The following is a 25,970-nucleotide window of genomic DNA, read 5'->3' on the forward strand; positions in this document are numbered from 1 at the left end:
ACCGCTGCCTTTTTACCGCCTGACTTCACCCCTCAGGCGGTTTTTTTATGCCAGCGAGCTCTGAATCTGATCCAGTATCTGCCAGATCCGGTCACCCCAGGCGGCATGTTCCGGCTTCATCAGGCAGGAACGCACACAGGTGGTGTAATCGGAATCCACCTGTACCTCAGGGAATGCCTTTTTAATCAGCTGTGACGGATAGCTGAAAGTAGCCAGATACAGATCCTGTGCTTCAGCCCGTTCAAAGGTCAGCTGTGACAGCCGGGAAATTTCACGGGTGCTGGCGGCTTTCGGCGCCCAGATTACGATGTCCAGATCCGGGTCCAGCGGGGTGATGAACCGGTTATCTGTGCTCAGACGGGCGTGCAGCTTCAGGGCGGCATCCCGACAGCGGCTCAGGTCGGTGGCAAATTCCCCCTTAGGTTCCAGTGGGAACATTTCCAGCGTGGCCCACAGCGCCACTGCCGATGCCCCGGCGCGGCTGCACTCAAGGCTGATTTCCCCCAGATGCAGCTCATCCGAGCTGAAGTAGGTATAGGGCGAGTCATGTTTGTAATACTGGCCTACCTGCGGATCGCGGAACAGCACACAGCCGCAACCATAGGGCTGCAGGCCGTGTTTGTGGGGATCGACCACCACTGAATCCGCCTGACGGATAGCATCGTAAGCGGCCCGTACCTGAGGGCTGAGATTATCCGCCAGTGTATAGTAGCCGCCGTAAGCCGAATCGATATGAACCCGGAAGCCGTACTTTTCCTGCAGCCTGAGAATATCCGGTAACGGGTCCACCGAGCCGACGCCGGTGGTGCCCAGAGTGACAACCACCGTCCCGACGTCCAGCTGTTGCAGTTTAGACTCCAGATCACTCAGACCCATCCGTGCCTGATCATCCACCGCCACGGCTTCGAACGGGATCTGCAGCACGCCGCAGATCCGGTTGTGGGTGTAGTGGGCCTGAGACGAAGCCAGTACGGTTTTGCCCGGATGCATGTGATTTGCCACCCACAATGCTTCCAGATTGGCCAGGGTGCCGCCACCGGTCAGATGGCCGAGGTAGTTATCCCAGCCGTACATGGTGGCAATTTTGGCAACCGCTTCTTTTTCCATGGCGGAACTGGCTTTGCCGCCATCCAGCGCATGGTTATTCGGATTGATCCAGGTGGCCAGCATGTAAGCCATGCGGGCCACCGGGTGCGGTGGCTTGAGCATCTGTCCGGCATACTGCGGATGGGGGTAAGGGTAGTTATCCCACATCTTTTCAGCGACCTGCAGGAGGATCTCTTCTGCCCGGTGCTGGTCGTATTCGGTGTTATGGGCTGGCAGATGGCGGTAGCCGTCGGCGAGTTTATCGACAGCGTTGTAGAGGATGCCAATGCTGGCGGTTTCAATAGTCATATAGGGTATTCCAGAGAGTAAAAAATCAGAGGGCGGCGATGACCAGTACCGCAACAAATGCCGGCACCACATAGCGAATAAAGAAACGGAAGACCGGGATCGCCTGTGGATCCGTGCTGAACATGGCGTCCAGTTGTGGCCGTTTCAGGACATAGCCGCAGAACACCGCCGTTGCGATGGCACCGATGCTCATAAAGACGTTTGCCGTGACATAATCCAGCGCGTCGAAGAAGGTTTTGCCGAAGAACACCGGGCTGTTCCAGATATTCAGTGAAAACACCGTCCCCAGGCTGACCACCCACAGGCTCAGGGTTGTCAGGAAGGTTGCTGTTCGGCGGCGCAGGCTGAAGCGGCGTTCAAGCCAGGCGACGGTCGGTTCCATCAGGGAAATCGCCGAGGTAAGGGCGGCAATGAACAGCATGAAGAAAAATACCGAGCCGAACAGCTGGCCGTAAGGCATATCACTGAAAATCAGCGGCAGGGAAATAAACATCAGACCGGGGCCTGCACCCGGCTCCAGCCCAAACTGGAACACCAGCGGGAATATCGCCAGACCGGCGGTCAGTGCCACCAGGGTATCGATGCCGGCCACGGCAAAGGCGGTTTTGGTAATTGAGCTTTTTGCCGGCATGTACGCGCCGTAGGTAATGATAGACGCAGATGCCAGGCTCAGGGTGAAGAAGGAATGGCCGATGGCGATAAAGATCGCTTCGCTGCTGAGCTTGCTGAAATCGGCGTTGAACAGGAAGTTTACCGCGGCTTCAAAGTTACCGTTTGCGGCGGAGTAACCGATCAGTACCGCCAGCATCAGCATCAGCGACGGCATCAGCCAGTTGATGGCTTTTTCGATGCCTTTCTCGATACCTGAGCTGATGATTGCAAAGGTGATCAGCAGGAAGATCACACTGAAGGTTATCAGGGTCACAGGATCAGCCAGCAGACTTTCAAAGGTGCCGCCGGTGAAGGCTGTATCTACCGTTGTGGTGGCCGTAAAGGTACCGTTGGCGGTGATCCAGAAGTAATACAGACACCAGCCTGCCACCACAATATAGAAAGACAGAATGAGGTAGCTGGTAGTCACTGCCAGCCCGCCAATGCCCTTCCACAACGGATTGGCTCCGGCCTTGCCGGCCAGTGTGCCGAAGGCATCTACGGCGTTATGGCGGGTGCTTCTGCCGATGCCGATTTCCGCCATCATCAACGGAATACCAAAGAGAAGAATACAGGCCAGATAGACCAGTACAAAGGCTCCCCCGCCGTTTTCACCGGCGATATAAGGAAATTTCCAGAGGTTACCCAGCCCGACAGCCGAGCCGGCTGCGGCCATAATAAAGGTCAGTTTTCCACGCCAGATTTTAGTGCCACCGTCCGTAGTGGTCTGATCAGCATAGGTTAGATTCTCAGTGCTCATTGAGCTGCTCCTGATTGTTATTGTTTTCGGGGCAGAGGTTTCAGCCGGGCTGAAACCGCTGATTCATCGCGGTCTGCGAAGTCCGTCCCGGACCGCAGAGACCGCCCCGAAAATTCTATGGAGCGACAGGCGTTGTCAGAAATGAAATCTGGTGATAGGTGCTATGACGTCAGAGACTGGCCAGCGGGGAAAAGATGGATTTACGCATAATGCCGGCGATTTCTTCTCTGGCCCATTTGTGGGCTGTATCGTTATGGTGAATGCTGTGCCAGAGCAGCAGGTATTCATGGTCAGGCAGGTTTTCCAACGGCAGCTCCTGCCACTGCACGGCGTGTACTCTGGCGGCGTTAGCGGCAATATGCCGGGGTACAATTAACAGCATGTCGGTGGCGGCCACCACATTAAAGGCGGAGGTATAAAACGGTACTTCATAGGCGATGCGGCGTTTCAGGTTGCGGCTTTCCAGATAGCAGTCGAAAAAGCTGTCTTTGTCGCCCCCGGCACTGATGCGAATGTATGAAAAGCTGAGCAGTTCGGCTAAGTCCGGATTTGTCCGGCGCTCGCTGAGCGGGTGATGTTTGGCCATCAGTATGACGGGGTAGTCGCTGCCCAGATGTATACCGTAAAGATCTTCAGGTACCTCATGAGCAATGGTGGTGGCAAAGTCGATGGGCATGCCGCCAAGATTATCCAGCCATTCCGGCTGCCACTGGCGGTACAGCATATCTATATTGGGGGCCTGTTGGGAAAGCCTGCAGATGACATCCGGAAAGATAAAATTCGCCACATAGTCGGTACAGGCGAAGGTAAACCTGCGCCGGCAATGTTGTGGGTTGAAGTCGGCATCATCGCGGAGGTTTTCCAGCTGGGCGATGATGACCTGCAGACGGGGATTAAGGCGCTGGGCCAGACTGGTGAGCAGGTAGTCATTGCCGTTGCGGATCAGCAGTTTATCGTCAAAATAATCCCGTAGCTGAGCTAACTGTTTACTCAGCGCCGACTGGCTCATATTCAGCTGTTCAGCACTCTGGGTGACATTGCGCTGTTCCAGTAATACCGCCAGTGAGCGGAGCAGGTTGAGGTTGAGACGTTCCATAAACAGATCCGGCAAATAGTTAATTAATTAACCATTATTGGGCGCTATTTGAAATGCTGATAATTCATAGCGGGTATGCTGTCAGGGAATACCCCGGCATTGTCAGGGCTGTTTTTCTGGCCAATATCTGACCGCTAAAGTTGCTTTTCCACAGGGTTTACGTTTTGCTTAAGCACTTCAGGATGAATCAGGTAACGGGGGACGGCAGTGTTAGTAAGAATACGTGTCGCAATACTGTGCGGGCTGTGTGTGCTGGCAGGAACCGCCGGCGCAGAAGTATTTCATTATGTGACGGAAACAGGCCGTAAAGTATACGTCAGCAGCCTGCACAAGGTGCCGGCGCAGTACCGTGATCAGATAGACATTAAGCAGAACGGCAGTGCCGCACTGACCGCTGAACAGAAGCGTGACCAGCAACAGCAGCGGGAGCAGGCCCGGAATGAGACGGAAACCCGCCGGGAAATCCGCCGTCTTGAAGCGCTGCGGGACAAAATGCGCACCCCGGTAACTATCAGAGGGAATCAGGTGATAGTGCCGGTCAGAATTGTGACCGCCGGACGGCGTCTGGATCTCAGGCTGGTCCTGGATACGGGGGCAAGCCGGACGGTTATTCATCAGCAGGCGTTACGCAATATCTCGCTGAATGTCCGCCAGAAAGGGAAAGCGGTGGTGGCCGGTGGCGGCCTTATTGATATGCAGCATGTGATCATTGAGCGGGCTCAGTTTGGCCCCTATACCTTTGAAAACCACACCATTGCGGTCATTGAGTCCACCGGAAAGAGCTTCTCTGACGGGTTACTGGGGATGGATTTACTGGCGCATTCCGGATACAAAATTGACTTTGCAGAGCAGGCCATTATCTGGAATGCCGAACAATATGAAAAAGCCAATACGCTGATTGCTGAGTTAAAGGGTGAAAACACACCGCCGCCGGATGATGCTGCGGCCCCTGTAACTGCCAGCCCCTGACTGACCCGGGAACATACACTCATGGATGCGACACAATTTATTATCGAACTGACGGATAAACTGGCCTGGCCCGTGGTGGCTCTGGTGGCGCTGGTGATGCTCAAGCGCCCGCTGGAAGATCTGTTACCTTTGGCAAAACGTCTGAAATATAAAGATCTGGAAGTGGAATTCGGACAGGTTCTGCAGGCTGTCAGTCGTGATGCTGCCGGTGTCTTTCCGGAACTGGAGCAGGACCGGCGCAGCCGGCTGATCGCGACGGTTAAACATCTGCCCAATGCAGCGGTACTGGAAGCCTGGGACGAGGTGGACAGCGCGGCTGAAACGCTGATTCGTCAACAGGTGAAAGACGTGGATTTAGCGGTGGATACCCGCTACAAAACCATAGGGACGATTCTGGCCCGGCAGGCCCTGCTGGACACTAAAAAAGTGAAGCTGTTTCATGAATTACGGCAGTTGCGTAATAAAGTGGCCCATGCTGAGAATTTCACTGTCGGCCCGGCAGAAGCGGTGCAGTATATTGAGCTGTGTCTGAAGCTGGTGGATCATCTGAATGCGGTCCACAGCACTGACAGCAGCACTGACAGCAGCACTGACAGCAGCGCTGACAGCCCTTCGCAGATACGCTCTGCCTGAGGGGTATTCACGCCCGGCAAATACCGGGCGCGCTACAGAGGCTCAGCCCTGAGGTGCCAGCTGACGGATTTCGGCCAGCAGGCTGTCATTTACTTCGCGGCTGCCCTGATCTTCCCGCAGGCGGTGCCGGCGTTGTCCCGGCAGACGTACCCCTTCCATGGCTTCCAGCCGGGAAAACAGCCCTTCAGCCTGGTCTGACCAGTTTTCTCCGCCGAGTATCTGTGGTGAAACCGCCAGTAAAAACTGTCCGCCCTGTGGTGGCCCGCCATCGACGTTATCCCGTTCTGCGGTTTCAAAACTCAGACTTTCCCCCACCAAAGGCCCGGCCATCAGCTCAACCATCATGGCGATGGCAGATCCCTTGTGACCGCCGAACGGTAACAGCACGCCTTTAAGAATTTCCTGCGGATCAGTGGTCAGTTCACCGTCCGGGCCCAGTCCGGTGCCCAGTGGCACGCTGTGGCCGTCGCGGGCGGCAATCTGGACTTCACCCTGTGCCATGGCGGCGGTTGCCATGTCATACACCAGTGGGGAGCGTCCCGGGCGGGGCCAGGCAAAGGCAATCGGATTGGTGCCAAAGATCGCTTCATTCCCCCCTGCAGGGGCGACGACTGGCTTATAGGACACACAGGAAAAGCCCATCAGGTCATGTTCAGCCAGCGCTTCCACTTCCGGCCACAGGGCGGCGAAGTGGTGCGAGTGGGTCAGTGTCAGGGCGGCAATGCCGTAAGTTTTGGCTGCTTCCGCCAGTGCCGGAACCGCGCGCTGTAATGCCAGCGGTGCATAGCCGTGATCCCCGTGACAACGCAGAATTGCCGGTGTGACCTGTTCCGGTTGCGGATCGGCGTTGCCGTTAACTTTACCGCTGAGCAGGGATTTCAGATAGCCGGGGATTCTGAACAGCCCGTGGGATGCAGAGCCGTCGCGCTCGGCATGGGTGACAGTGCTTGCAACGGCAGATGCGTTGGCATCATCGGCCCCCGCCTGACGCAGGCTCTGATAAGCCAGTTGATAGATTTCGTCCAGTGTGAGCTGTGCCATAAGTGTTCCTTGTCTGAGATCCGGGTTGCTGGTTATTGTGCCGGATTTTCCGGCAGGCTCAATAGCAGGCGACCCGGTTGCGGCCACTTCCTTTGGCTTTATACAGGGCCATGTCCGCCCGTTTTACCAGATCCGGAGGGGAGAGGGTTTCGTTGGGAATCTGGCTGGCTACCCCCAGACTCACCGTGCAGTACAGCTCAGTGGCATCCGTGGTGAAACGGCGCACTGCGATCCGTTCGCGTAATTTTTCTGCGGTTTTCACGCAGTCTGTCTGGCTGGTGTTTTCCAGCAATACGATAAACTCTTCTCCGCCATAGCGGGCCAGGGTATCGGTGGCCCGGTTAAATGTTTGCTGGATAATATCTGCCATGGCGATGAGGATTTCATCGCCGGCCGGGTGCCCCCAGCGATCATTAATCTGCTTAAAATTGTCGATATCAATCATGATGACACACAGGGGCTGGCGGTCCCGCCGCGCTCTGAGCCAGGCCACCTGTAAGCGTTCATCGAAATAGCGGCGGTTATTCATACCGGTCAGCGGGTCGAGCCGGTTTTCCTGTTCAAGATTACTGGCGTATTCGCTCAGTTGCCGGTTCAGCCGGGCGTAGGCCCAGTAGTCATGGTGAAACCGTGATGCTGTCACGCTGATGTAGATGTATCCGGTCAGAATGGCGAGGGTGGCTGCCAGGGGTTGTGGATAACCTTCTATAAAATAGACGCTCAGGGGAATCACAAACATCACGGCAAAAAACGCATCTCCCAGAGGTTTGTAAATACTGAAGGTCAGTGCGCCGCTGGGGGCTATACAGGCAAGGATGATAATGATGGCTGCTACGCCGACGGGGCTGATGTCCTGCGTCAGCATGTAGGCCAGCAAACCGGCAAAATAGGCTGCGTTTATCAGGGTGGTTGCCCATATCAGCCGGATGCGGGAAATCACGTTCAGGGGATGTTGCAGCGAGGAAAACAGGCGGTTCAGCAACAGCCGGAACAGTGCAAAGCTGCTCAGGCATACCAGATGTGTGGTTAAAAATGCCTGATCAGTCTGGTTGCTCACCAGCGCCAGAATGACCCAGGCAACCGGATAGCTGATGTAACCGGCGCGGGTACGCTGACAAAAATCCTGTAACGCTTTTAACTGAATATCCTGAGGGGTACTGCTCAGTATCTGGCTGTTCATATCACATACCTGTGTTTACTGCTGGCGGTACGGCTAAACAGTCAGAAAAAGTACCGCCGATCAGACAGTATACGCTGGCTGAGGCACATTAAATACCTATTGAAATCAATGGTTTTGATCTCACAGGACAGCTGTGCAAAGCATGAATAAAGAGGCTGGACGCCGGCGGTTCAGGCCGTCCCTGATTTATCTGTACCTGTCACTTTTCATTTCTGTGTATCTGTTCTTATTTGTTGATTATACCTACTCTGCTGCGATACCGGACAACCGGTCAGCAGTTAATCAGAGAGTATCCGACGATGTATCAATATGACGAACTTGATCGCCAGGTGGTGAATAACCGAGTGCAGCAGTTCAGAGGACAGATGAACCGTTATTTGTCCGGTGAGTTGAGTGAGGAAGCTTTTCTACCCTTGCGGTTGCAGAATGGCCTGTATATTCAGAAGCATGCCCCCATGCTGCGGGTTGCGGTGCCTTATGGCATGTTATCGGCGGCCCAGCTGAGATGCATGGCAGGGGTCTGTGACCGCTATGACAGGGGTTACTGCCACATTACCACCCGTCAGAATGTACAGTTTAACTGGGTAAAAATGGAGGAAGTGGCGGATATTCTGGAAACTCTGGCGACCGTTGAGATGCATGCAATTCAGACCAGCGGTAACTGCATCCGTAATACCACCTCTGATCCGCTGGCCGGGGTGGCAGCAGATGAACAGACGGATCCGCGGCCTTACTGTGAAATTATCCGTCAGTGGTCATCGTTGCACCCTGAGTTCGCATTCTTACCCCGCAAATTCAAGATTGCGGTCATCGGTGCCGCCGAAGACCGGGCCTCCATTCAGCTGCATGATGTCGGTCTGCAACTGGTGACCAATGCAGATGGCGAAACCGGTTTTAAGGTCTGGGTCGGGGGCGGTCTGGGCCGTACGCCGATGCTGGCAACCCTGATTTGCGAATTCCTGCCACAGGCCTATTTACTGGGTTACCTGAAAGCGGTTCTGCGGGTGTATAACCGTTATGGCCGGCGGGACAATAAGTACAAAGCACGGATCAAAATTCTGGTAAACAGCCTGGGGGCTGCGGATTTTTCTGCCCAGGTTGAGGCAGAGTTTCAGCGTACTAATTCTGAAGAATACTGGCTGACGGAGGCTGAGCTGGCCCACGCCCGCAGCTTCTTCACCGAGCCCGCCTATGCGCAGGTCAATGTGGCGGCTGAGACAGAGGAGCCGGATTCGCCGGCGTACCGGCACTGGTTACGGCGTAATGTCCGGGCGCACCGGGTAGGCGGTTATGCCATCGTCACCCTGTCTCTGAAACATCAGGGAACCGCGCCCGGTGACATCAGCAGTGAGCAGCTGCGCCGGGTGGCGGATCTGGCGGAACGGTTTTCCTTCGGTGAAGCACGTAATACTCAGCAGCAGAACATTGTGCTGGCGGATGTAAAACGCAGCGATCTGTTCGCCCTCTGGCAGGAAGCCTGCCGGCTGGAACTGGCGGCACCGACAATCGGTACCCTCTCCGACGTGGTGTGCTGCCCGGGTGGGGACTTCTGCGGTCTGGCCAACGCCCGTTCCCTGCCGATTAACAGCGCCATTCAGCAACGCTTTGATGACCTTGATTATCTGTATGACCTGGGGGATCTGAGCCTGCGTATATCCGGCTGTATTAATGCCTGCGCCCATCATCACATCGCCAACATCGGCATTCTGGGGGTGGATAAGAAAGGCGAAGAATTTTATCAGCTGACCCTGGGTGGCGAGGTAGGGGAGCGCTCCCGGATCGGCAAAGTACTGGGGCCGTCGATTCCGCTGGATGCGGTGCCGGATGCGCTGGAAGCCATTGTGGATGTCTTTGTGGAACAGCGGCACGAAGAAGAACCGTTCATCTCCACCTATGAACGGATCGGGAAAGACAAATTTAAGGAGCGGGTTTATGCAACGGGTCATTAAACAGCAGCCGGATGATGCCGGTCAGCAGGATCAGTGGCAACTGATAACAGAGCTGCCGGCAGGCTTCGTGCCCGAACCGGGAACTGAATACATATTACCGCTCAGTGACTGGCAGTTGCTGGCCCCGGCGTTCAACGGATTTGGCCAGACACCGGGGGTCTGGTTTGAGGCGGATATCGAACTGGAGCCGCTGGAACCGGTGTTTACGGCGGCCCCGATTGTTGCGGTGGCATTTCCGGCGTTTACGGATGGCAGCGGTTTTTCCACCGGATCGCTGATCCGTGAGGTGTTCGGTTATCAGCGGGAACTGCGGGCGTTTGGCAGTTTGCTGAGTGATCAGCTGGGATATTTACGCCGCTGTGGTTATGACAGCGTTGTGTTGCCGGAAGATCAGGATATGGAAACCGGCCGCCAGCAGTTCCATGCTGACATGGTGAGTTATCAGGGAGACATTCTGCAGCCGTTTACGCCTTTCCGGCGCAGGGTGCGTCCGGCTGAAAAGTAACGGCATCCGGCAAAGGATTGCCGTTTTGCTGTTTTCAGCGGCCTGATAAAATCTCTGTCTGAATTTATATGTAAGTAAAATCAATTGCTTACATTGTAATGCTGTGTCCGGGAATACATCTTGCTTGGTAACTCCTCCCTGAAATAAAGGAGGCAGTAGCATGAATGTCGGAACCATAGGCAATGCCGTTGTTGAGTTTTTTGGCGGTGCACCGGCACGTCCGCAGCCAAAAGATATCGCCGCGGATCTGGCCACCCGGGTTGAACGGGGGGAAATCGACGCGGCTAAGTTCGCAGAACGTCTGGAAGGCCGTTACGGTGACCGTGCGGTCGGCATTGTCAGAGAAGACGGCAGTGTTGATGTCAAAGGGCTTAGCGCACTCCTGGAAAGTTCAGCACCGGTCCCCCGACGTCAGCCCGGAACAACCCCCGCTAATACCGTACCTGCCGGTCAGGAAACCCTGCAGACCCAGCTGATTAACGAGTTCGGTAATGATGCCGCAGCAAAGGTGTTTGATGCGGACGGCAAGGTGGATTTCGGCGCGCTGGTTGATCTGGTTAAAGATGCGCCGCCGGCCCGTTCCGGCCCCGGATATCTGAACGAAAAAGTCTGATGTGCTGATCGCCAGCCCTGTTCTGAGGCTGGTGGTTTTCCCTCTTCTGTTTATCTGCTGTTACCCGTCTCCGGGTGCGCTTCTGTGATTGCTTCTGCGGTTTCTGCTGTGGCCGGCAGACATTTGCCGCTTCAGCGCTGGCTGAATCGCTGCACTCAACTTGCCGTGGGCTGAATGTAAAGATTGTCTTAAGAAAGCGTAAATGTTGTGTAAAAAAGCAGTAAAAACAAGCGCTTTACCGATATCTGGAATGCCCTTTGCTGAATGCTTCCGGCACTCTTATATAAGGAGATAATAATGAATATAGATACAGCAGGTGCTATACAGCCGGGTATCGCCGGAAGGCAGCGCCCCCAGGCGAGTGATATCGCCGGCCGGATGGCTGAAGGTCTGGAAAGCGGGCGTATTGATGCGAATGCCTTCGCGGCACGTCTGGAACAGCGGTTCGGTGACGCAGCCACCGCCGCCTTCAATGAAGATGGCAGTGTCAGTGTTGAAGGGCTGACCGGGTTGCTGGAAACCGCCGGACCGCGGGCACGGCCTGACGGTGCCGGCCGTTCGGAAGGGCTGGCTTCGCCGGAGAAATTACAGGCTCGTCTGGCCGCAACCTTTGGCGACGAAGCCGCCGCCGGAGTGGTCAGTGAAGATGGCAGCATCAACGTGGATCAGCTGAAAAGCCTGCTTGGCGATGATCTGAAAAACGCCGGCAGCAGCGGTGTGAGTACCGGTTTGCTGGCAAACTACAGCGCCTGACAGCCGTTATAACAGCGATACATTTCGTTGCAGTTCCCCCCTGAAATGTATTGCTGTTTTTTGCCTGAGTCAGGCCGGGAACCGCGACGGCTGTTCGGTCAGTGCTGTGCTGTGGGAACCGCCGGTGACAGGCTGGCGGTATGCCGCCGGAAAAAAGCGCCGGCAGCCAGTAAAGCCAGCAGAACAGCATTGGCGGTAAGCACCCAGTAAGCAATGTCCAGTGATCCGCTGGATTCGCGCACCCAGCCAACCATCATATTGCCTGACGCGCCACCCAGCCCTGCGGTGATCATACAGACACTGCTGATCTGCATGGTGACAGTGGAGCTGTACACCTTGCTCAGCCAGCCGGAAATAATCCCCCAGATCGGGAAATACATGATGCCGTAGCTGATGCCGGCGATCAGGGCAAAGCTGCTCTGGTCATAGAGAAAAGCCATCAGCCCCAGTGCAAAAATGCCACAAATCAGCAGTAAGGCTAACTGGTAGCCGAAACGGTCTGCCAGCCGGCCAACGGTGAGCCCTGCAACCATGCCGGAAAGGCCGATTGCACTCCAGGTATACCCACCCAGATCCCCCGGTAAGCTGAGTTCCGCCAGATAGATATTCAGCCAGTTGGCGAACGGAATGGTCGAGAAGCACACACAAAAACAGATCAGGCAGGTAAAACGCGCCAGTGGCTCAAACATCACCGTATTAAGAAGAGCCGGGATGCTCAGGCTGTTTTTGACCGGCTGTTCGCCGGTTGCCGGTTGCCGGGAAGCGGCACCCATTAATCCCAGTTTTCTGAGCAGTAGCCAGTTAGCAATGATGACACAGATCCCGAAGGCTGCGGCGATCTGCCAGCCGGCCCGCCAGCCCAGCTGGGGCACAATGAACAGCAACAGCAAGCCGTTAAAGCTGCAGCACCAGGCAGTGCCGCTGGCGGCCGCAGACAGGTAAGTGGCACATTTTTCGATGGGGCCACAGCGGCTGATTACCTCAACAATGGTACTCCAGCTAATCGACGCACTGGCAGACAACAGCGCCAGCGCGATCAGAATCAGTAGCGGGTCGGACAGGACAGAAATGGCGAACAGCATGAGGGTGATATTGCTGGCGGTGAACATAGCCAGCCGGGCGGACCCGATACGTTCCCCCAGCGTGCTGATCAGCATTGCACCGCCAAGATACGCCAGTTGCGAAAGTGCCCCAATGGCCGCGATATGCCAGTTGGTGAAGGCAATTTCCTCACGCATCAGCGGCGCCAGGCTGGCAAACAGAAATATGCCAAACCCGTGACTGATGAACTGGTTCATACCAAAGACGAATGCCATGTGCATGGAGGAAAAATCCTTTAAAAGACCTGATTGTGAAGCGATATGGCTATAAATGTGGGCATCCTAGTCCCATGAGGAAACAATGGCAAAACAAATTTCAGAAATAATATTTATCGTTGATAAAGGTTATTGTTTCCGGAAAGTTTCGGCCGGAAAGCGGGTGTTTTTACGGTGATTAACGGCACAGATTATCAGGCACTTATTTGACTGATATTGATGTGAATGGTTTTTATTTGCATTTTCATCCGGTAAGCTTGCGGCCCTCAGACGGAGGGGATCATTATGCAAGCTTCAGTGGCACAGCGGCCGCATATATTAATCATTGAAGACGACCATGGGCTGAGTGATGAGCTGGCCATGCAGTTGGGGGCGTCCGGCTATCAGGCCCGGCAGTGTTATGACGGTGACAGTGGGCTGAATACGGCACTGAATGATCAGTTCAGCCTGATTTTACTGGATGTTCTGCTGCCCGGGCTGGATGGCTTTGCGCTGCTTAACCGCTTACGCAAGTACTGCTCAACGCCGGTGATAATGCTCACCGCCCGGGGGGCTGAAGAAGACCGGATCAGCGGTTTTCAGTGTGGCGCGGATGACTACCTGCCCAAACCGTTCAGCATTACCGAGCTGATGTTACGGATTGAAGCGGTTATCCGCCGCTCTGCCGGTCACCGGGCTGTTCCGGCCGCGGCCACTGAGCAGCTGCGGTTTGATGCCTTAACGCTGGATAAAACCGAACAGCAGGTGCGTTATCAGGATCAGCAACTGGTGCTGACGGATATGGAGTTTCGGCTGTTATGGATGCTGATTGAATGCCGGGGGGAAGTGCAGAGTAAATCTCACCTGTACCAGCAACTGATGCAGCGGCCGTTCAGCCGCTATGATCGCAGTATCGATATGCATATCAGTAACCTGCGCCGCAAGCTTAAACGGACCGGCTTTGCCGCCAGCCGTCTGGTGACCATGCACGGTCAGGGGTACTGTCTGAAATGAGCCGCAAACTGTTCTGGAAACTGAGTCTGATTTTATCGCTGGGGAGCATTGTGCTGGTCTGGCTGGTCTCCTCCCTGAGTCTGAACATTGAAAGAAATGCCAGCCGGATTGCTGCGGAACATAAAGCGGAGCTGCGGGCTTTGGGGCAGCAAGCTGAAAAGCTGATACAGCAGGGTGACCGGGCGGCCGCCAGCCGCTGGGTCAATGCGCTGCGGGCCGAGGAAGGTGTGTTTGTCAGCATTGTCCGGGTGACTGAAGAGACGCTGGTGGACTTTGACGTTGAGATGCCCCGGGGGCAGAACATTGAACTGGGCCGCAGCGTCGACTGGGGCATTCACCTGTATCACGACAATCCCCTGATGGAGCTGCCGTTCAGTGATGGCAGCGCTTCACTGGTGATCGAATTACCGCAGCGGATGCGCCCGGGACAGTGGTGGCCCTATATCCACTTTTCCCTGCATACACTGGTCCCGCTGTTACTGATGATTGTGATCAGCGTGTTGCTGTACCGGCACTTCATGCGCCCCCTGCAACAGCTGGAACATGCGACCCGGCAGTTTATGGCCGGGGACTTTGCAATCAGGGTCGGGCCGCAGCTTAAGGGGCGCAGCGATGAACTGGCCCGGCTGGCAGCAACCTTTGATGCTATGGCGGCCCGCATCGGCTCCCTGATCCAGACCCAGCGGCACCTGATTAATGACTTATCCCATGAGTTACGGACACCGTTACAGCGCCTGAATCTGGCGCTCAGTTCCGTCCGGGAGGATAAAGAACAGCGGATCTACCGTGAAGCGGGGCTAATGCAAAAACTGGTGGAAGATACCCTGTCGCTGGCCTGGCTGGATAATGCCGCCTATAAACCGGAGCCCGTGCCGGTGGATATCCGGGCCCTGCTGGAGGTGATTGTTGACGATGCCCGGTTTGAATATCCCGGCCGGGACATTCATTTGCAGGTGCCGGATCAGCAGATCTGGGTGGCTGGCAGTGAACGCAGTCTTGGTCAGGCCTGTGAAAATATTATCCGCAATGCGGTTCGTCACTCACCGGACGGGCCGGTCACTGTCCTGCTGATCCGGCAGGCTGAAACCCTTGAAATAACAGTGCGGGATCAGGGGCCGGGGGTGCCGGAAGGCTTGTTGGATGCGATATTCAAACCTTTCTTCCGGGTGGATAAATCCCGGGAACGGGAAGCCGGTGGCTTCGGGCTGGGGCTGGCGCTGGCCCGGCGTCAGTTGGAGAGTATTGCTGCACGGGTTAGCGCACAGAACTGTGACGGCGGGCTGGAAATTATTATCGACCGGTTACAGATAATCGCTCCGGAACGGCTGTAAACACGGGCAAACAGTTAATATGTAAAACATGTAAAGCTACTGTCAATTTTACTCAGGTTAACAATAATCGTTCGCATTCGTTTTCAAGTTAACCGGAGTAACACCTTATGTCTCTCAGATTGCCTGTGAACCGGCTGGCAACAGCTGTTGCATTAGCAACGGCCATGCAGGCCGGCGCTGTCTCTGCACAGGACGCTATTTTGATCACCGGAAAACCGGTCGATCCTAACCAGACCACTATCACCCAGCAACAGCTGGAACAGTATCAGGCCACTGATCTTGAAGATATCTTCAGCCAGGACCCTGATATCCGCGTGGGCGGCAGCTTCGGCATTGCCCAGAAAGTGTATGTTCGCGGCATTGAAGACACCATGCTGAACGTTACCGTAGACGGCGCGACTCAGGCCGGTTACCTGTTTCACCATCAGGGACGTTTATCGGTTGAACCTGAACTGCTGAAACAGGTAGAAGTGAACGCCGGGGCGGGCCTGGCGACAGACGGTCCGGGTGCGCTGGGCGGGGCGATCCGTTTTATCACCAAGGACCCTGAAGACCTGCTGCGTGAAGGTGAGGACGTCGGCGCGCTGGTGAAGCTGAGCTACTTTGATAACACCGAAGGCGGTAAAGCCAGCACCAGTATTTTTGGTCGCCTGAGCGATAATGTGTCTGTGCTGACGTCATTCTCCAAAACCGATACCGGTGAAATTGTCGACGGTGACGGTAATACGCTGGATAACACCAAAACCGAACAGGAAAACGGTTATGTGAAACTGGTGGCCAAACTGGATGAAAGCCAAACGCTGCGTTTTAGCCATGAAGCCCGCTATGACGATGGCCGCCGCAATGTACGGCCGCATTTTGTGGCTGCCGGCTGGAACCAGGCGAACCAGCAGCAGAGCCGCCGCAATACCAGCAATGTGCAGTACAACCTGAATACGGATAATCCGCTGGTGAACCTGCAGACCAACCTGTATTACACCAAAAGCTATCTGACCCAGAAGCCCGACAGCGGTGCCAAAGACGGTGCCGGCGTAAAGAGCATCGGTATGAATGCGCATAACACCTTTGATCTGGGTGCGCATAAGCTGGTGTTGGGCACGGACCTGCGCCGTGATACCGGTTACTACATCAACAACACCAGTACCACCGGCCCGAGTCAGGATGAAGTGCTGGATCTGGTTGGCCTGTATCTGCAGGACCACTACCAGCTCAGCGATACGGTGTTGCTGACGGCCGGACTGCGCTACGACAACTATCAGCTGAATGACACTACCGGTCAGGACATTAACTCCGACGGTTTCAGCCCCAATGTCGGGGTGCGTTACAGCGTCACTGAGAACCTTGATCTGCATGCCAGCTATGCGCAGGCCTACCGGGGCGTGGGGATCAAAGAGGCTTACCTGCTGAACTTTGCCACCTACGGAGACAACGTCAAACCGGAAGAAGCAGAAAACATTGAATTCGGTTTTGACTACGAAAAGGATGATCTGACCTTCAGTGCCACCGCCTTTTACAGTGAAATTGATAACCCGTTACGCCGCACCAGCCGCAGCGTGATTACCAATGACGGCAAAGTGAAGAACAAAGGCGTGACTGCCCGTGTGGGCTATGACTGGGACCGTACCCGGGCCAGCCTGGGTTACAGCCACATCCGTCCGACCCTGAACGGTGAGCCGCTGAGCGACGGCACCATGTCGGTGGGTACCGCGGTTGGCGATACTGTCAGCCTGAATCTGGAACATGACCTGCCGGATTATGATTTGCAGTTGGGCTGGTCATCCCGTCTGGTGCAACGCCTGGAGCGGGTTGAATCCGGCCGTGCCGAAAAGCCGGGCTACGGTGTGCATGACGCCTTCGCCAAATGGTTACCGACCGGTAGTGAAGATCTGGCCCTGACCGTCACGGTGAAGAACCTGTTCGATAAGCAGTATCTGGATCATGCCAGCTACGGTGTCAGCACTGACAGTGGCGACATCATCGGTTTGCCTGAGCCGGGCCGGGACGTTCGCCTGACGCTGGCGATGCGCTTCTGAATAGGTTTTAACGGCTGCCAGAGCGTCTGGCAGCCTGCATGATGAATTTTGTATCCGGCTGTTTTGCAATGAATTACCGAATCCTGCGTACCCTTCATGTGTACAGCTCCGTTGTGGTGCTGGCGCTGGTACTGTTTTTTGCCGTTACCGGTATCACCCTGAACCACCGGGACTGGTTTACCGATCGTGGCAGTGCAGTGGAAGAGTTTCTGCCGGTGCCGGATACCATCATGCAGGCAACGGACTGGCAGGCCCGTCCGCTGGATGGCGCCGATGCACTGCGCCGCTGGCTGACAGATCAGCACGGTCTTACAGGCGGTACCGTCATTTATGACTGGGACACTGATGAGCAAATGCTGCTGATCGATATCAAGCGGCCCGGCGGTTACAGCTCAGTTGAGTTTTCCCCTTTCTCGGCTGAGGTAACTGTTTTTCATCAGCGTAACGGTCTGGTCGCCGTGATGAATGATCTGCATATGGGCCGTTATTCAGGTATCTGGTGGCGTCTGTTACTGGATATCACGGCGCTCATCATGCTGGTGTTCATTGTTACCGGTTTGTGGCTGGTGGTGCCGCAGAAAAAGCGCCGGCGCACCCTGTTTAAAGTTGCTGCTGCCGGTACCGGGGTGCTGGCAGCCGGTTACTGGATTGCCCTGCTTCCCTGAGTGATTTTTAAGGAATAGCGATGAGAATTATCCCTTTTCTGGGGCTGTTACTGTGCTTCAGTCAGCCGCTTTCGGCCGCATCACAGGTCGAAATTAACGTCAGTTTGCCGCAGCAAACCAGCCATGAATACCGCCGGCCGTATGTGGTGATCTGGGTGGAATCCGGCGGGAAGGCTGTCCGCAATCTGGCGTTGTGGATTGATGAAGAAGACTGGCTGAAAGACCTGCGCCGCTGGTGGCGCAAGAGTGGCCGTTATCTGGATTCGGTGGATGCCTTCAGTGGGGCAACCCGTAAACCGGGTAACTACCGGGTTTACTGGGACGGTCTGGATGATCAGGGGCAGCCTCTGCCGGCCGGTGAGTATCTGATCGTACTGGAAGCCGCCCGGGAACACGGTAACCGCAGTGTGCAGAAACAACGGATTCAGTTAGGCGGCGAGCCGCAGAGTTATCAGTTAAAGCCCGGCGCAGAGCTGGGAGAAGGTTCAGTTAATACAGGAGTCAGTCGATGACTGCAGGAAAGAAATTACGCACCCTGGCAATAGCAGCCGGGACTCTTTACGTATCGTTAGCCGGTCAGATCGCACAGGCCCATGATTACTGGCTGCTGCCCAATGAGTATGTGGCATCCTCAGATACCGCCAAATGGGTGACCGTGGATGTAACCGCGTCGAATACTATTTTTGTGGCTGATAAAGGCTTCAGTCTGGAAGATCTGACGATCACGTCGCCTCAGGGTGAGAGTGAGCGGTTAGCGCATTACTTTAAAGGGAAGCGTAAGAGCGTTTTTGATCTTAAGCTGGCTGACGAAGGCACCTACCGTTTGCGTCTTCAGGATACCCGGTTCCTGACATTTTACAGCCTGCCGGGCAGTGACAGAATGCACCGTATAGAAGCCGATAAGCTGCAACGGGATGTACTGCTGCCGGAGGGGGCCGAACATGTAGAAACCCTGGCAATACAGGGTAAAAGCACCGCTTATGTAACCCGTCGTGCACCTTCATCTGAAAATATTGAACTGCAGAATAAAGGTCTGGAACTGGACTTTGAAATACACCCGAATGATGTCGTCAGCGGTGAAGCATTTAGCTTTAAAGTGTTGCTGGATGGCAAACCGGTGACCGCTGAGATGCTGCTGGAAATCATTCCGGATGGCACCCTGTACCGGGATCAGCGCGGTGAAATTCAGCTGCAGCCGGACAGCACCGGCGCGGTCAGTTTCACGCCCCCTCAGGCGGGCCGTTACCTGCTGAAAGCGGAACTGCTGCAGGATACGGATTCACTGCGGGCAGACGCTCAGGAGCACGCCCTGTTCCTGACCTTTGAAGCTCAGCCAGGCTGAGCAGCACTGCGTTAAAAAAAACACCGGCTTTGGCCGGTGTTTTTTATTTCAGATCGATTTCTTCATAGCTGATTCTTGTCATATCGGTGATTTTCTCCGCCCGCTGTTCAAAGCAGCTTATAAACTCTTCTGCCAGTGCTGATATCTGCTTATTAAACGGAGTAATAAAGGCAAAGTAGAAGGGAATATCGGGCCGGAAATTCAGGCTCTTACCGCCGTTTTCGGTAAAAATACTGGCGGTAAAAGGGTCTATAACTGAAACCCCCAGACCTTCCTGAACCAGTGCCTGCACGGTAATGAACATCGGCGTTTCAACTGATTGCCGGGGGTGGATATGCTTCGCGTGTAATGGGGCGTCTATCCGGTAACGGGTTAACGGATTCTGTTCGCTGATGGCAATAAAATCCTGTTCATGGAGATCTTCCGCAACGACTTCCTGACGTTCAGCGTAAGGGTGATCAGCGTTGCAGATAAACCGGAAGCTGGTGCCATAGCAGCGCTGGAATGTCAGCTCCCCGGCGTTGACCGGTAGCATGACAATTCCCAGATCGAATTGCTGAGAAGTAACCATTTTCGCGACGTTTACCGAAGATGCCGGCGTCAGTGTTAAAGAAACAGCCTTCCGGGTTCGCATGAAGTGACTGACGATCCGGGGCAATACACTGTATGCCAGCGCCGGTATCGCGGCGATCCGTAAACGGCCGGTGCGCAGGGTTCTGATTTGTTTAACACTTTGGGCCAGCTGATCCATCCCCATGAAATGTCGCCTGACTTCTTCATAGAGGGATTCTGCTTCGGGGGTGGGAAACAGCCTGCTGCTGCGGCGTTCGAACAGTGCAAAATCACAGCTGTCTTCCAGATCTTTTATCAGGCGGGTAACGGCGGGCTGGGAGATGTAGAGCATTTTTGCCGCGCCTACTGTACTGCCGGAGGTCATCACTGCACGAAATGCAGCTATTTGCTTAACATTCATTTGCTTAAGCCATTTTTATGTATCACCTATAACATAAGCTGATAGATCGGACTTTGTAGAGTATTGGAAATTATTGACCCGGATGTAAAGAATATCAACGTGACATCGTTGCATAGCATGTGTACAGGGGGCATGGATGGGCTCTGTGACGAAGCGGGATATCAGGGTATCGCACTATGTGAGCCGGGCAGCCACCGCAGCACTGATAACAGATCTGGTCAGCGGTGTCCGGCCGGGTGTTGAGATGCCGCCATTCAGTATCAGCCGTTTTCGGGGGGGCAGAGATTGTCGTGGTCGGCGGCAAAAAAGTCCTGCGGGTTGTTGCTGATCACTGCATCGACCCCCCAGTGCCAGAGGGATTTAAAGGCTTCCGGATCGTTGGCTGTCCAGCAGAAGATCGGGTAGCCGGCGTCTTTGACTGCCCGGGTCTGGTTGTAGCTGAGGTTTTGCCAGTCCAGGTGGATACTGAAGGCATTCAGCGCCCGGGCCTGATCCTGCCAGTTGTCCGGCAGTTCATCGTATAGCAGCCCCAGTGGCACCTGAGGGGCCAGCCGGTGGAAACATGCCAGTAATTCGTAGCTGAAGCTGGAGACGACCAGCCGGGAATAGTCGTTAAAGTTGGCTTCCAGCTCGGCAATGATCGGACGGATGATATCTTCAGCAGGTACGCCGTGATCCTTGATTTCCAGATTCATACCCAGATCCAGCTCATTGAACAGATCCAGAACCTGACGCAGGGTCGGCACCGGCTCTGCCGGCCAGTCCGGAAACAGTGCCGCATTGTTGATCCCGCTCAGTTCCGCGGTAGTCAGGTCGTCCAGTGATGCCTGCCGGTCACTGCAGCGGTCAGTGCTGTTGTCATGGTGGACAACGGTGGTGCCGTCTCCCAGCAGGGACACATCCAGTTCGATCCAGCGGGCGCCCAGTTCGGCGGCTTTTCGAAAGCCTCCGAGAGTGTTTTCCGGTGCCACACTTGGGGCACCCCGGTGGCCCATGATTTTGCTGAAATTAACCGTGACTGACGCTGACATTTTTTATTGTCCTATTTTTTATAGGTTCTTGGGGTTACAGAATCCGGCTATGGTTGTCTGAAACTGTTTGTGAATCAAGCCTGTTTTGCATGAAGGGAGAACGCGGGGGGATCTGTTCGGTTAATCTTGGGTGGCTTAAGACCGGCTCCCGGGCGGGCAGGCGGATGTGTCGGCGGGATTATGATTGAGGGGATGCACTTCAATGGCGGTAAAGGTGGTGTCGTCATGATTGAAGTTTGACTGGCAAGTGTGGCGGCGCAGGGCGGCAAGGACTGTGTGTTTGAGGGTTTGCGGGCTGGCATTCCCGTGCTGGTCCAGCAGTTTTATCAGCCGGTCTACGCCGAAGCATTCACCGTCGGGGGAGGGCGCTTCGATCAGTCCGTCGGTGTACAGGAAAACCTTGTCGCCGGCATCGAAAGGAATATCGCACTGGCTGTATTCTGCATCTTCATCAATGGCCAGTGGGCAGTCAGAAATGCGCTCAACCAGCGGCAGTTGTAGTTCATGCCAGTTAGAATCCGAGGCCCGTTTGATCAGCACCGGATGGTGGCCTGCATAACTGAAATATAAACGGTCGGTATTGAGGTAATAGGCAATGATGGCCGCCGTGGTCATGGCTTCATAACCGATAGAATTGGCTTGCCGGTTCAGCCGTCGCAGAATGTGGCTGCCATCAATCATATTCATATTGTCGTGCAGTGCCTGGTACAGCCAGGCGCTGGTATCGCGGGCCGCTTTGCCGTGGCCCATGACATCGGCAACCACAATGCGGGTCAGTTTATCGGTAGAGCAGACACTGAAATAATAGATGTCTCCGCCACTGTCTCCGTCGGCGGCGCTGCTGTATACACTGGCTTCCACTCCGCAGGTGCGGATATCTTCGTCGATATTGCGGATGCCACCCCATACTTCCTTACATTTGATGTCATGCATGCTGTGTTCTCAACTGATCACCGGTACAGACTGCAGCTAATATCTTCAATGATTCTCTGCGGGTAAACAACCTGTTCGGGTCTCATTGTGAACAGGGTATCGCAGGACAATGCTCTACCTTGCAGTGTAGATGGTTATTACGCCTTGATGCAGGTCATCCGGCCGGCATTTTCCGCATTTTAGTGACCCGCCAGTAAACCGGTTGACTGAATTTCCGGCGGCGCTAAGGCCGGTGTGCTGCCTGAAAACCGGCCATCTGCCTGTCAGATATCGGGGCTGTGCGGGTACTTTTGCGCAGCGCTGCCGTCCGCAGCGTTGTCAGGTTTTTCCTCCGCTGGCTGTTTCGGCGGTGCCGGTGAAAAATAGCCGACAACCAGTAACAGCAGGCCCACCACGATGAACGACACGATGCGTTCTACCGTGCCACGGTCAGACAGGTCAAAAATAAACAGCTTGGCAACCACCACGCCCATCAGCGCGGCACCGATAATCCATATCTGACGTTTCAGCAGCCGTGAGGCGGTGACCATCAGGCTCAGGCCGATGATGGTCCAGCTGATGGAAAGGGCCATTTGCACCCGGGCCGAACCGAGCAGGCTGTCCGGGCGATAAGCTACGCCACTGTACACATGCAGGGTTTTGCACAGCATCACATTGAACCAGATGAAGCAGAATGCCCCGAGCAGATAGCCTGCCAGCGATGTGTCTATGTTCAGAGTGGTGGCCGGATGGCTGTGGCGGTACCAGTGCAGGCCGCTGAGCAGAACCATTAGCTGAGCCAGATCCACTGGGTTCAGGAGCGGCAGATACGGCAGCGGCGCAGCCAGATTAACTTGTAAGAAATTATCGATGACTGACCACCAGGCCAGTATCAGCATCAGGCCGCAGGCGGCGACAGTTGCGTATGCCAGCGGCCAGCGGTTAAAGGGCCAGCGGGATCTGGCGCTGATCAGCAGCAGTGCCAGACTGAGGATCACCGCCGGCAGGCTCAGGGTCCAGGCATCAGCTGTTTCTCTGTCATTCAGCAGCCAGTAAACCTCAAACGCCAGAATCAGGCTGCCCAGCAGGTAGCTGATACTGTGCAGGCCGTTCGGCCAGCGCAGGCTAAAGCCCCGTAACTCGCTACAGCGCAGACCGGAATAGAGAACAGTGAATGCCAGCAGCCAGGCATCGAAATTATTCAGGCTGAGGAAATGATACGCCGGGCTGTTCCACAGGTAGGAAATCAGCGTACTGGCGGCGCAGAGCAGCAGCGGAATAATCAGCAACCAGAGGGCAAAGCTGAACAGTTGCCAGCGCAGCCAGAGTGTCATCGCTAACCAGAGCAATGCCGAGAGGCCGAAAAACAGCACCGCAATGCGGATCTCATCAAAACTGCCGAATGTTTCGGTTTCAATCAGGCCGCCGGCATACCACCAGACTAACCCCCAGATCAGATAGCCCATTGCGGCTGGCCGCCGGATTTTATCGGAAAGTCCCAAGGATTTCGGTTGTGTCTGGCTGAGTAACCAGGCAGAAATAATACCGGGCAGGGCGACCATGATAATGCTCAGGAAGTGGCCGTTGAGGAACGGCATATCCGCATAGTTGTAGTGATAATCTTCCAGCAGCAGTGCGCCACCGGCCAGTTGGATAATGCAGCCAAACAGTACTGGTGCCCGCCGTTGCTGGCGTAAACCTATCCAGATCAGTCCACAGCCTTCAACCGCCCAGACGGCGGCACTCCAGCGGCCATCCAGTTCAAATGCAATGCTCAGTGTGGCGAATACTACACCGGTGGCGAGGAAAGCCTCTGCCAGCAGACGCATGTGCTGACGCTGCCACAGCGATTTGGCCAGCGTCAGATACACCAGTGCCAGCACCAGCGCACTGAGGCTGAGGCCATGGGCAAAGTCACTGACAATACTGGCCTGTAAACTGAAGGCTGCTATTGGCAAACCAAATACCAGGCTGCCATCGATCAGGCCGCGCAGTTTGGGCGGCTGCTTCGTCGCAAACAGCACGGCGATGGTCAGATAGATCAGGAAGAAAATGATCAGAAAAGGCTCGACGCTGCTGAACATCTCCGGGCGGTAACGGTCCACGCCCCACAGCAGGCTGATGGCAAAGGTAAAGTAAAAACCGGTGACGTTCAGTAACCGCCAGGATTTCAGCCAGGCAACGGCAAAAATGGCCAGATTCAGTACGCTGTAATAGCTGAACAGTGCCACATAGTTGCCGCTGCCGGTGGAAGCCAGCACCGGGGCGGCAAAACCACCGGTGATGGCGGTGACTGCAAGGGCTTTTGAGTTCTGAATAACCGCCAGTGACATGCCCAGAATGCTCAGCATAATTAACAGGGGGAAGGCCAGGCTGGCACCGATAATGGCGTACATTTTGAAGCTGGCAAAGCTCAGCAGATACAGAATAGCGATGGCACCGCCCTGCATAATCAGGCCGTAATCAGGTCGTTTCAGGCGGAGTTTCCAGCCAATGGTCAGCATGATTATTGCGCCGGCGGCGGCAGCGGTAAGACGGAATTCGATGGGCAGCAGGGCGTTGTCGATGGAGTATTTAACCAGAAAGGAAATGCCGAAAAACAAGACGATGATGCCGATCCGGATACTCAGGTTACCCTGGGTGAAATAGTTAACAATTCCCTGTTGTAGCTGGGTAAACAGATTTCCCTGCGGGGGCGCGTCTGTAGCGGTATGTGTTGTTGCTGTGGCAGTGTCTTCAGCGGCCGGCCGGGATTGTCCGGTCCAGGGGTCTGCGGCTGTTGTTTCAGTGGCGGGTTGAGCCGGAGCCGTTTCAGTAACGATAACCGGCGTGGTGTCAGGTGTTTTCGGTGTGACGGTAATCTTGTGTGCCGGTATTTTGGCCGGCGCATCCAGAACAACCGGTGTTGCGGCTGCTTCCGTATCAGCGGCCGGTTCGTCGGTTTCAGCCTGATCGGCCGGGTGCGGGATAGGCTGAGGCTGGGTTTTCTGCTGTTCTGCCGTCAACCGTACCACATGCTGTTCCAGCGTTTTGATCCGTTTACTTTGCTGTAACAGGCTGGCAAATAAATAACCGATGAGTGCACCGATGACCGCACCGGGAATCTCCAGCATTAACAGCCCCAGCACGGCGCCGCTGATCAGCAGTATCCATAGCATCGTTATTCGTCCTGTGTAACGGTTTTATCCTGCGTGTGCCGTTCAATATAACACTTCGCTGGCCGGCGGGGGATTATCCCTGTGCAAGCTGTTGTTATGTCGATTGAATCTGTTCATGTTATCCGGGGAAATATTCATACATAAGGATGAGTTTTTGCGTATTTTCCCGGTGGCAACCGCTATAATTATGCCGCGCTGTGAGTAGGGTCTCAGCGCAAACCTGAATGGTCAGGTTCAGAGCGTTTGCGGTGACTGCTTAATCACCGCAAAGCGGTTCTTTTAGGATCTTTGTGTGGTGAAAACTGGCAATTTTGCTCCGATTAATTGTCGTATTTTATCCATACCGGAGGTTCAGCCACTAAGGCCATTTGCTTCGGAACTGTCCCTGAATATGTTTTTGCCGTGTTTTGTCCGGTGCTGCAGACCCTTCGTATTGCCCCGTTTCTGAGGGCGTTACGGCGGGTGTCGTAAATTCGCACCCGGGCGACGTGTACAAGCATATGTTGAGGCGTGAGGGCGTTAATATTGGCAGCATTGGGAGTTGTCTTCGATGTCCTACCACTGATGCTACGCAGATTATGCTGTGTTTATCTCCCGAAAGTCGCCGAATTGCTCAGCCATGAGCAGGGGACAATAAGAATAAATTAAAATTTGAGACGTATTCATTTCGC

The 25,970-nt window shown here is 55.0% G+C and carries 22 protein-coding genes; 12 read left to right on the top strand and 10 right to left on the bottom strand.

Annotated elements, in window-relative coordinates; translation table 11 throughout:
* Positions 1–45 precede the first annotated feature (45 nt).
* From PCI15_RS01350 to PCI15_RS01360, 3 genes are all read right to left on the bottom strand, one after another.
* Positions 46–1,395 (bottom strand): pyridoxal phosphate-dependent decarboxylase family protein, encoded by a 1,350-nt coding sequence (locus tag PCI15_RS01350; protein WP_271272578.1) that lies wholly within the window; start codon positions 1,393–1,395, stop codon positions 46–48.
* 25 nt (positions 1,396–1,420) lie between these two features.
* Positions 1,421–2,806, bottom strand: coding sequence for a sodium-dependent transporter (locus tag PCI15_RS01355; protein ID WP_271272579.1), 1,386 nt, complete (start codon positions 2,804–2,806; stop codon positions 1,421–1,423).
* Positions 2,807–2,975: 169 nt separating this feature from the next.
* Positions 2,976–3,902 carry a LysR family transcriptional regulator gene (locus PCI15_RS01360; RefSeq protein WP_271272580.1) on the bottom strand — a complete coding sequence of 309 codons (927 nt, stop codon included), beginning with the start codon at positions 3,900–3,902 and terminating at the stop codon, positions 2,976–2,978.
* A 207-nt stretch (positions 3,903–4,109) separates the two neighbouring features.
* Here PCI15_RS01360 and PCI15_RS01365 point away from each other — a divergent pair, with 207 nt between their 5' ends.
* Both PCI15_RS01365 and PCI15_RS01370 read left to right on the top strand, forming a co-directional pair.
* On the top strand, positions 4,110–4,871 hold the full coding sequence (locus tag PCI15_RS01365; protein ID WP_271272581.1) for a retropepsin-like aspartic protease: 762 nt from the start codon (positions 4,110–4,112) through the stop codon (positions 4,869–4,871).
* A 21-nt stretch (positions 4,872–4,892) separates the two neighbouring features.
* Entirely contained in the window at positions 4,893–5,504 is a 612-nt protein-coding gene (locus PCI15_RS01370; protein ID WP_271272582.1) for a hypothetical protein, read from the top strand.
* A 42-nt stretch (positions 5,505–5,546) separates the two neighbouring features.
* Here the strand turns inward: PCI15_RS01370 and PCI15_RS01375 are convergent, their stop codons facing one another.
* Entirely contained in the window at positions 5,547–6,545 is a 999-nt protein-coding gene (locus PCI15_RS01375) for an Ldh family oxidoreductase (protein ID WP_271272583.1), read from the bottom strand.
* Between the two features lie 58 nt (positions 6,546–6,603).
* The gene (locus tag PCI15_RS01380; protein WP_271272584.1) at positions 6,604–7,725 is read right to left on the bottom strand and encodes a GGDEF domain-containing protein; all 1,122 of its coding nucleotides are present in this window, start codon (positions 7,723–7,725) and stop codon (positions 6,604–6,606) included.
* Between the two features lie 299 nt (positions 7,726–8,024).
* On the opposite strand from PCI15_RS01380, the gene PCI15_RS01385 reads away from it, so the two are divergent.
* From PCI15_RS01385 to PCI15_RS01400, 4 genes are all read left to right on the top strand, one after another.
* On the top strand, positions 8,025–9,674 hold the full coding sequence (locus PCI15_RS01385) for a nitrite/sulfite reductase (protein WP_271272585.1): 1,650 nt from the start codon (positions 8,025–8,027) through the stop codon (positions 9,672–9,674).
* Complete coding sequence (locus tag PCI15_RS01390; protein ID WP_271272586.1) at positions 9,658–10,179, top strand: DUF934 domain-containing protein; 522 nt, start codon at positions 9,658–9,660, stop codon at positions 10,177–10,179. The genes PCI15_RS01385 and PCI15_RS01390 overlap by 17 nt, the downstream gene beginning before the upstream one ends.
* 160 nt (positions 10,180–10,339) lie before the next feature.
* Positions 10,340–10,792, top strand: a complete 453-nt coding sequence (locus PCI15_RS01395; RefSeq protein WP_271272587.1) for a hypothetical protein — start codon at positions 10,340–10,342, stop codon at positions 10,790–10,792.
* Between the two features lie 297 nt (positions 10,793–11,089).
* Entirely contained in the window at positions 11,090–11,545 is a 456-nt protein-coding gene (locus PCI15_RS01400) for a hypothetical protein (RefSeq protein WP_271272588.1), read from the top strand.
* A 98-nt stretch (positions 11,546–11,643) separates the two neighbouring features.
* Here PCI15_RS01400 and PCI15_RS01405 read toward each other — a convergent pair whose 3' ends face one another.
* Positions 11,644–12,867, bottom strand: coding sequence for an MFS transporter (locus tag PCI15_RS01405; RefSeq protein WP_271272589.1), 1,224 nt, complete (start codon positions 12,865–12,867; stop codon positions 11,644–11,646).
* A 279-nt stretch (positions 12,868–13,146) separates the two neighbouring features.
* Between PCI15_RS01405 and PCI15_RS01410 the strand changes: the two genes are divergently transcribed.
* From PCI15_RS01410 to PCI15_RS01435, 6 genes are all read left to right on the top strand, one after another.
* On the top strand, positions 13,147–13,854 hold the full coding sequence (locus PCI15_RS01410; protein WP_271272590.1) for a response regulator transcription factor: 708 nt from the start codon (positions 13,147–13,149) through the stop codon (positions 13,852–13,854).
* A complete protein-coding gene (locus PCI15_RS01415) occupies positions 13,851–15,185 on the top strand; it encodes a histidine kinase sensor domain-containing protein (RefSeq protein ID WP_271272591.1) in 1,335 nt (444 codons plus the stop codon). The genes PCI15_RS01410 and PCI15_RS01415 overlap by 4 nt, the downstream gene beginning before the upstream one ends.
* A gap of 107 nt (positions 15,186–15,292) precedes the next feature.
* Positions 15,293–17,218 (top strand): TonB-dependent receptor domain-containing protein, encoded by a 1,926-nt coding sequence (locus PCI15_RS01420; protein ID WP_271272592.1) that lies wholly within the window; start codon positions 15,293–15,295, stop codon positions 17,216–17,218.
* Positions 17,219–17,286: 68 nt separating this feature from the next.
* Positions 17,287–17,883, top strand: coding sequence for a PepSY-associated TM helix domain-containing protein (locus tag PCI15_RS01425; protein ID WP_271272593.1), 597 nt, complete (start codon positions 17,287–17,289; stop codon positions 17,881–17,883).
* Between the two features lie 20 nt (positions 17,884–17,903).
* Positions 17,904–18,395: a DUF2271 domain-containing protein gene (locus PCI15_RS01430; protein WP_271272594.1), complete on the top strand. Its 492-nt coding sequence runs from the start codon at positions 17,904–17,906 to the stop codon at positions 18,393–18,395.
* Positions 18,392–19,225 (top strand): DUF4198 domain-containing protein, encoded by an 834-nt coding sequence (locus PCI15_RS01435; RefSeq protein ID WP_271272595.1) that lies wholly within the window; start codon positions 18,392–18,394, stop codon positions 19,223–19,225. Before PCI15_RS01430 ends, PCI15_RS01435 begins: the two co-directional genes overlap by 4 nt.
* Before the next feature lie 43 nt (positions 19,226–19,268).
* Here the strand turns inward: PCI15_RS01435 and PCI15_RS01440 are convergent, their stop codons facing one another.
* The 4 genes from PCI15_RS01440 to PCI15_RS01455 all read right to left on the bottom strand — a co-directional run bounded on the left by PCI15_RS01440 (position 19,269) and on the right by PCI15_RS01455 (position 25,299).
* Complete coding sequence (locus PCI15_RS01440) at positions 19,269–20,198, bottom strand: LysR substrate-binding domain-containing protein (RefSeq protein WP_271272596.1); 930 nt, start codon at positions 20,196–20,198, stop codon at positions 19,269–19,271.
* Positions 20,199–20,458: 260 nt separating this feature from the next.
* Entirely contained in the window at positions 20,459–21,229 is a 771-nt protein-coding gene (locus PCI15_RS01445; RefSeq protein ID WP_271272597.1) for a glycerophosphoryl diester phosphodiesterase, read from the bottom strand.
* A gap of 135 nt (positions 21,230–21,364) precedes the next feature.
* Complete coding sequence (locus PCI15_RS01450; protein ID WP_271272598.1) at positions 21,365–22,162, bottom strand: PP2C family protein-serine/threonine phosphatase; 798 nt, start codon at positions 22,160–22,162, stop codon at positions 21,365–21,367.
* Between the two features lie 263 nt (positions 22,163–22,425).
* Complete coding sequence (locus PCI15_RS01455) at positions 22,426–25,299, bottom strand: DUF2339 domain-containing protein (RefSeq protein ID WP_271272599.1); 2,874 nt, start codon at positions 25,297–25,299, stop codon at positions 22,426–22,428.
* Positions 25,300–25,970 lie beyond the last annotated feature (671 nt).

The organism is Aliamphritea hakodatensis (assembly GCF_024347195.1).
GTDB lineage: Bacteria > Pseudomonadota > Gammaproteobacteria > Pseudomonadales > Balneatricaceae > Amphritea > Amphritea hakodatensis.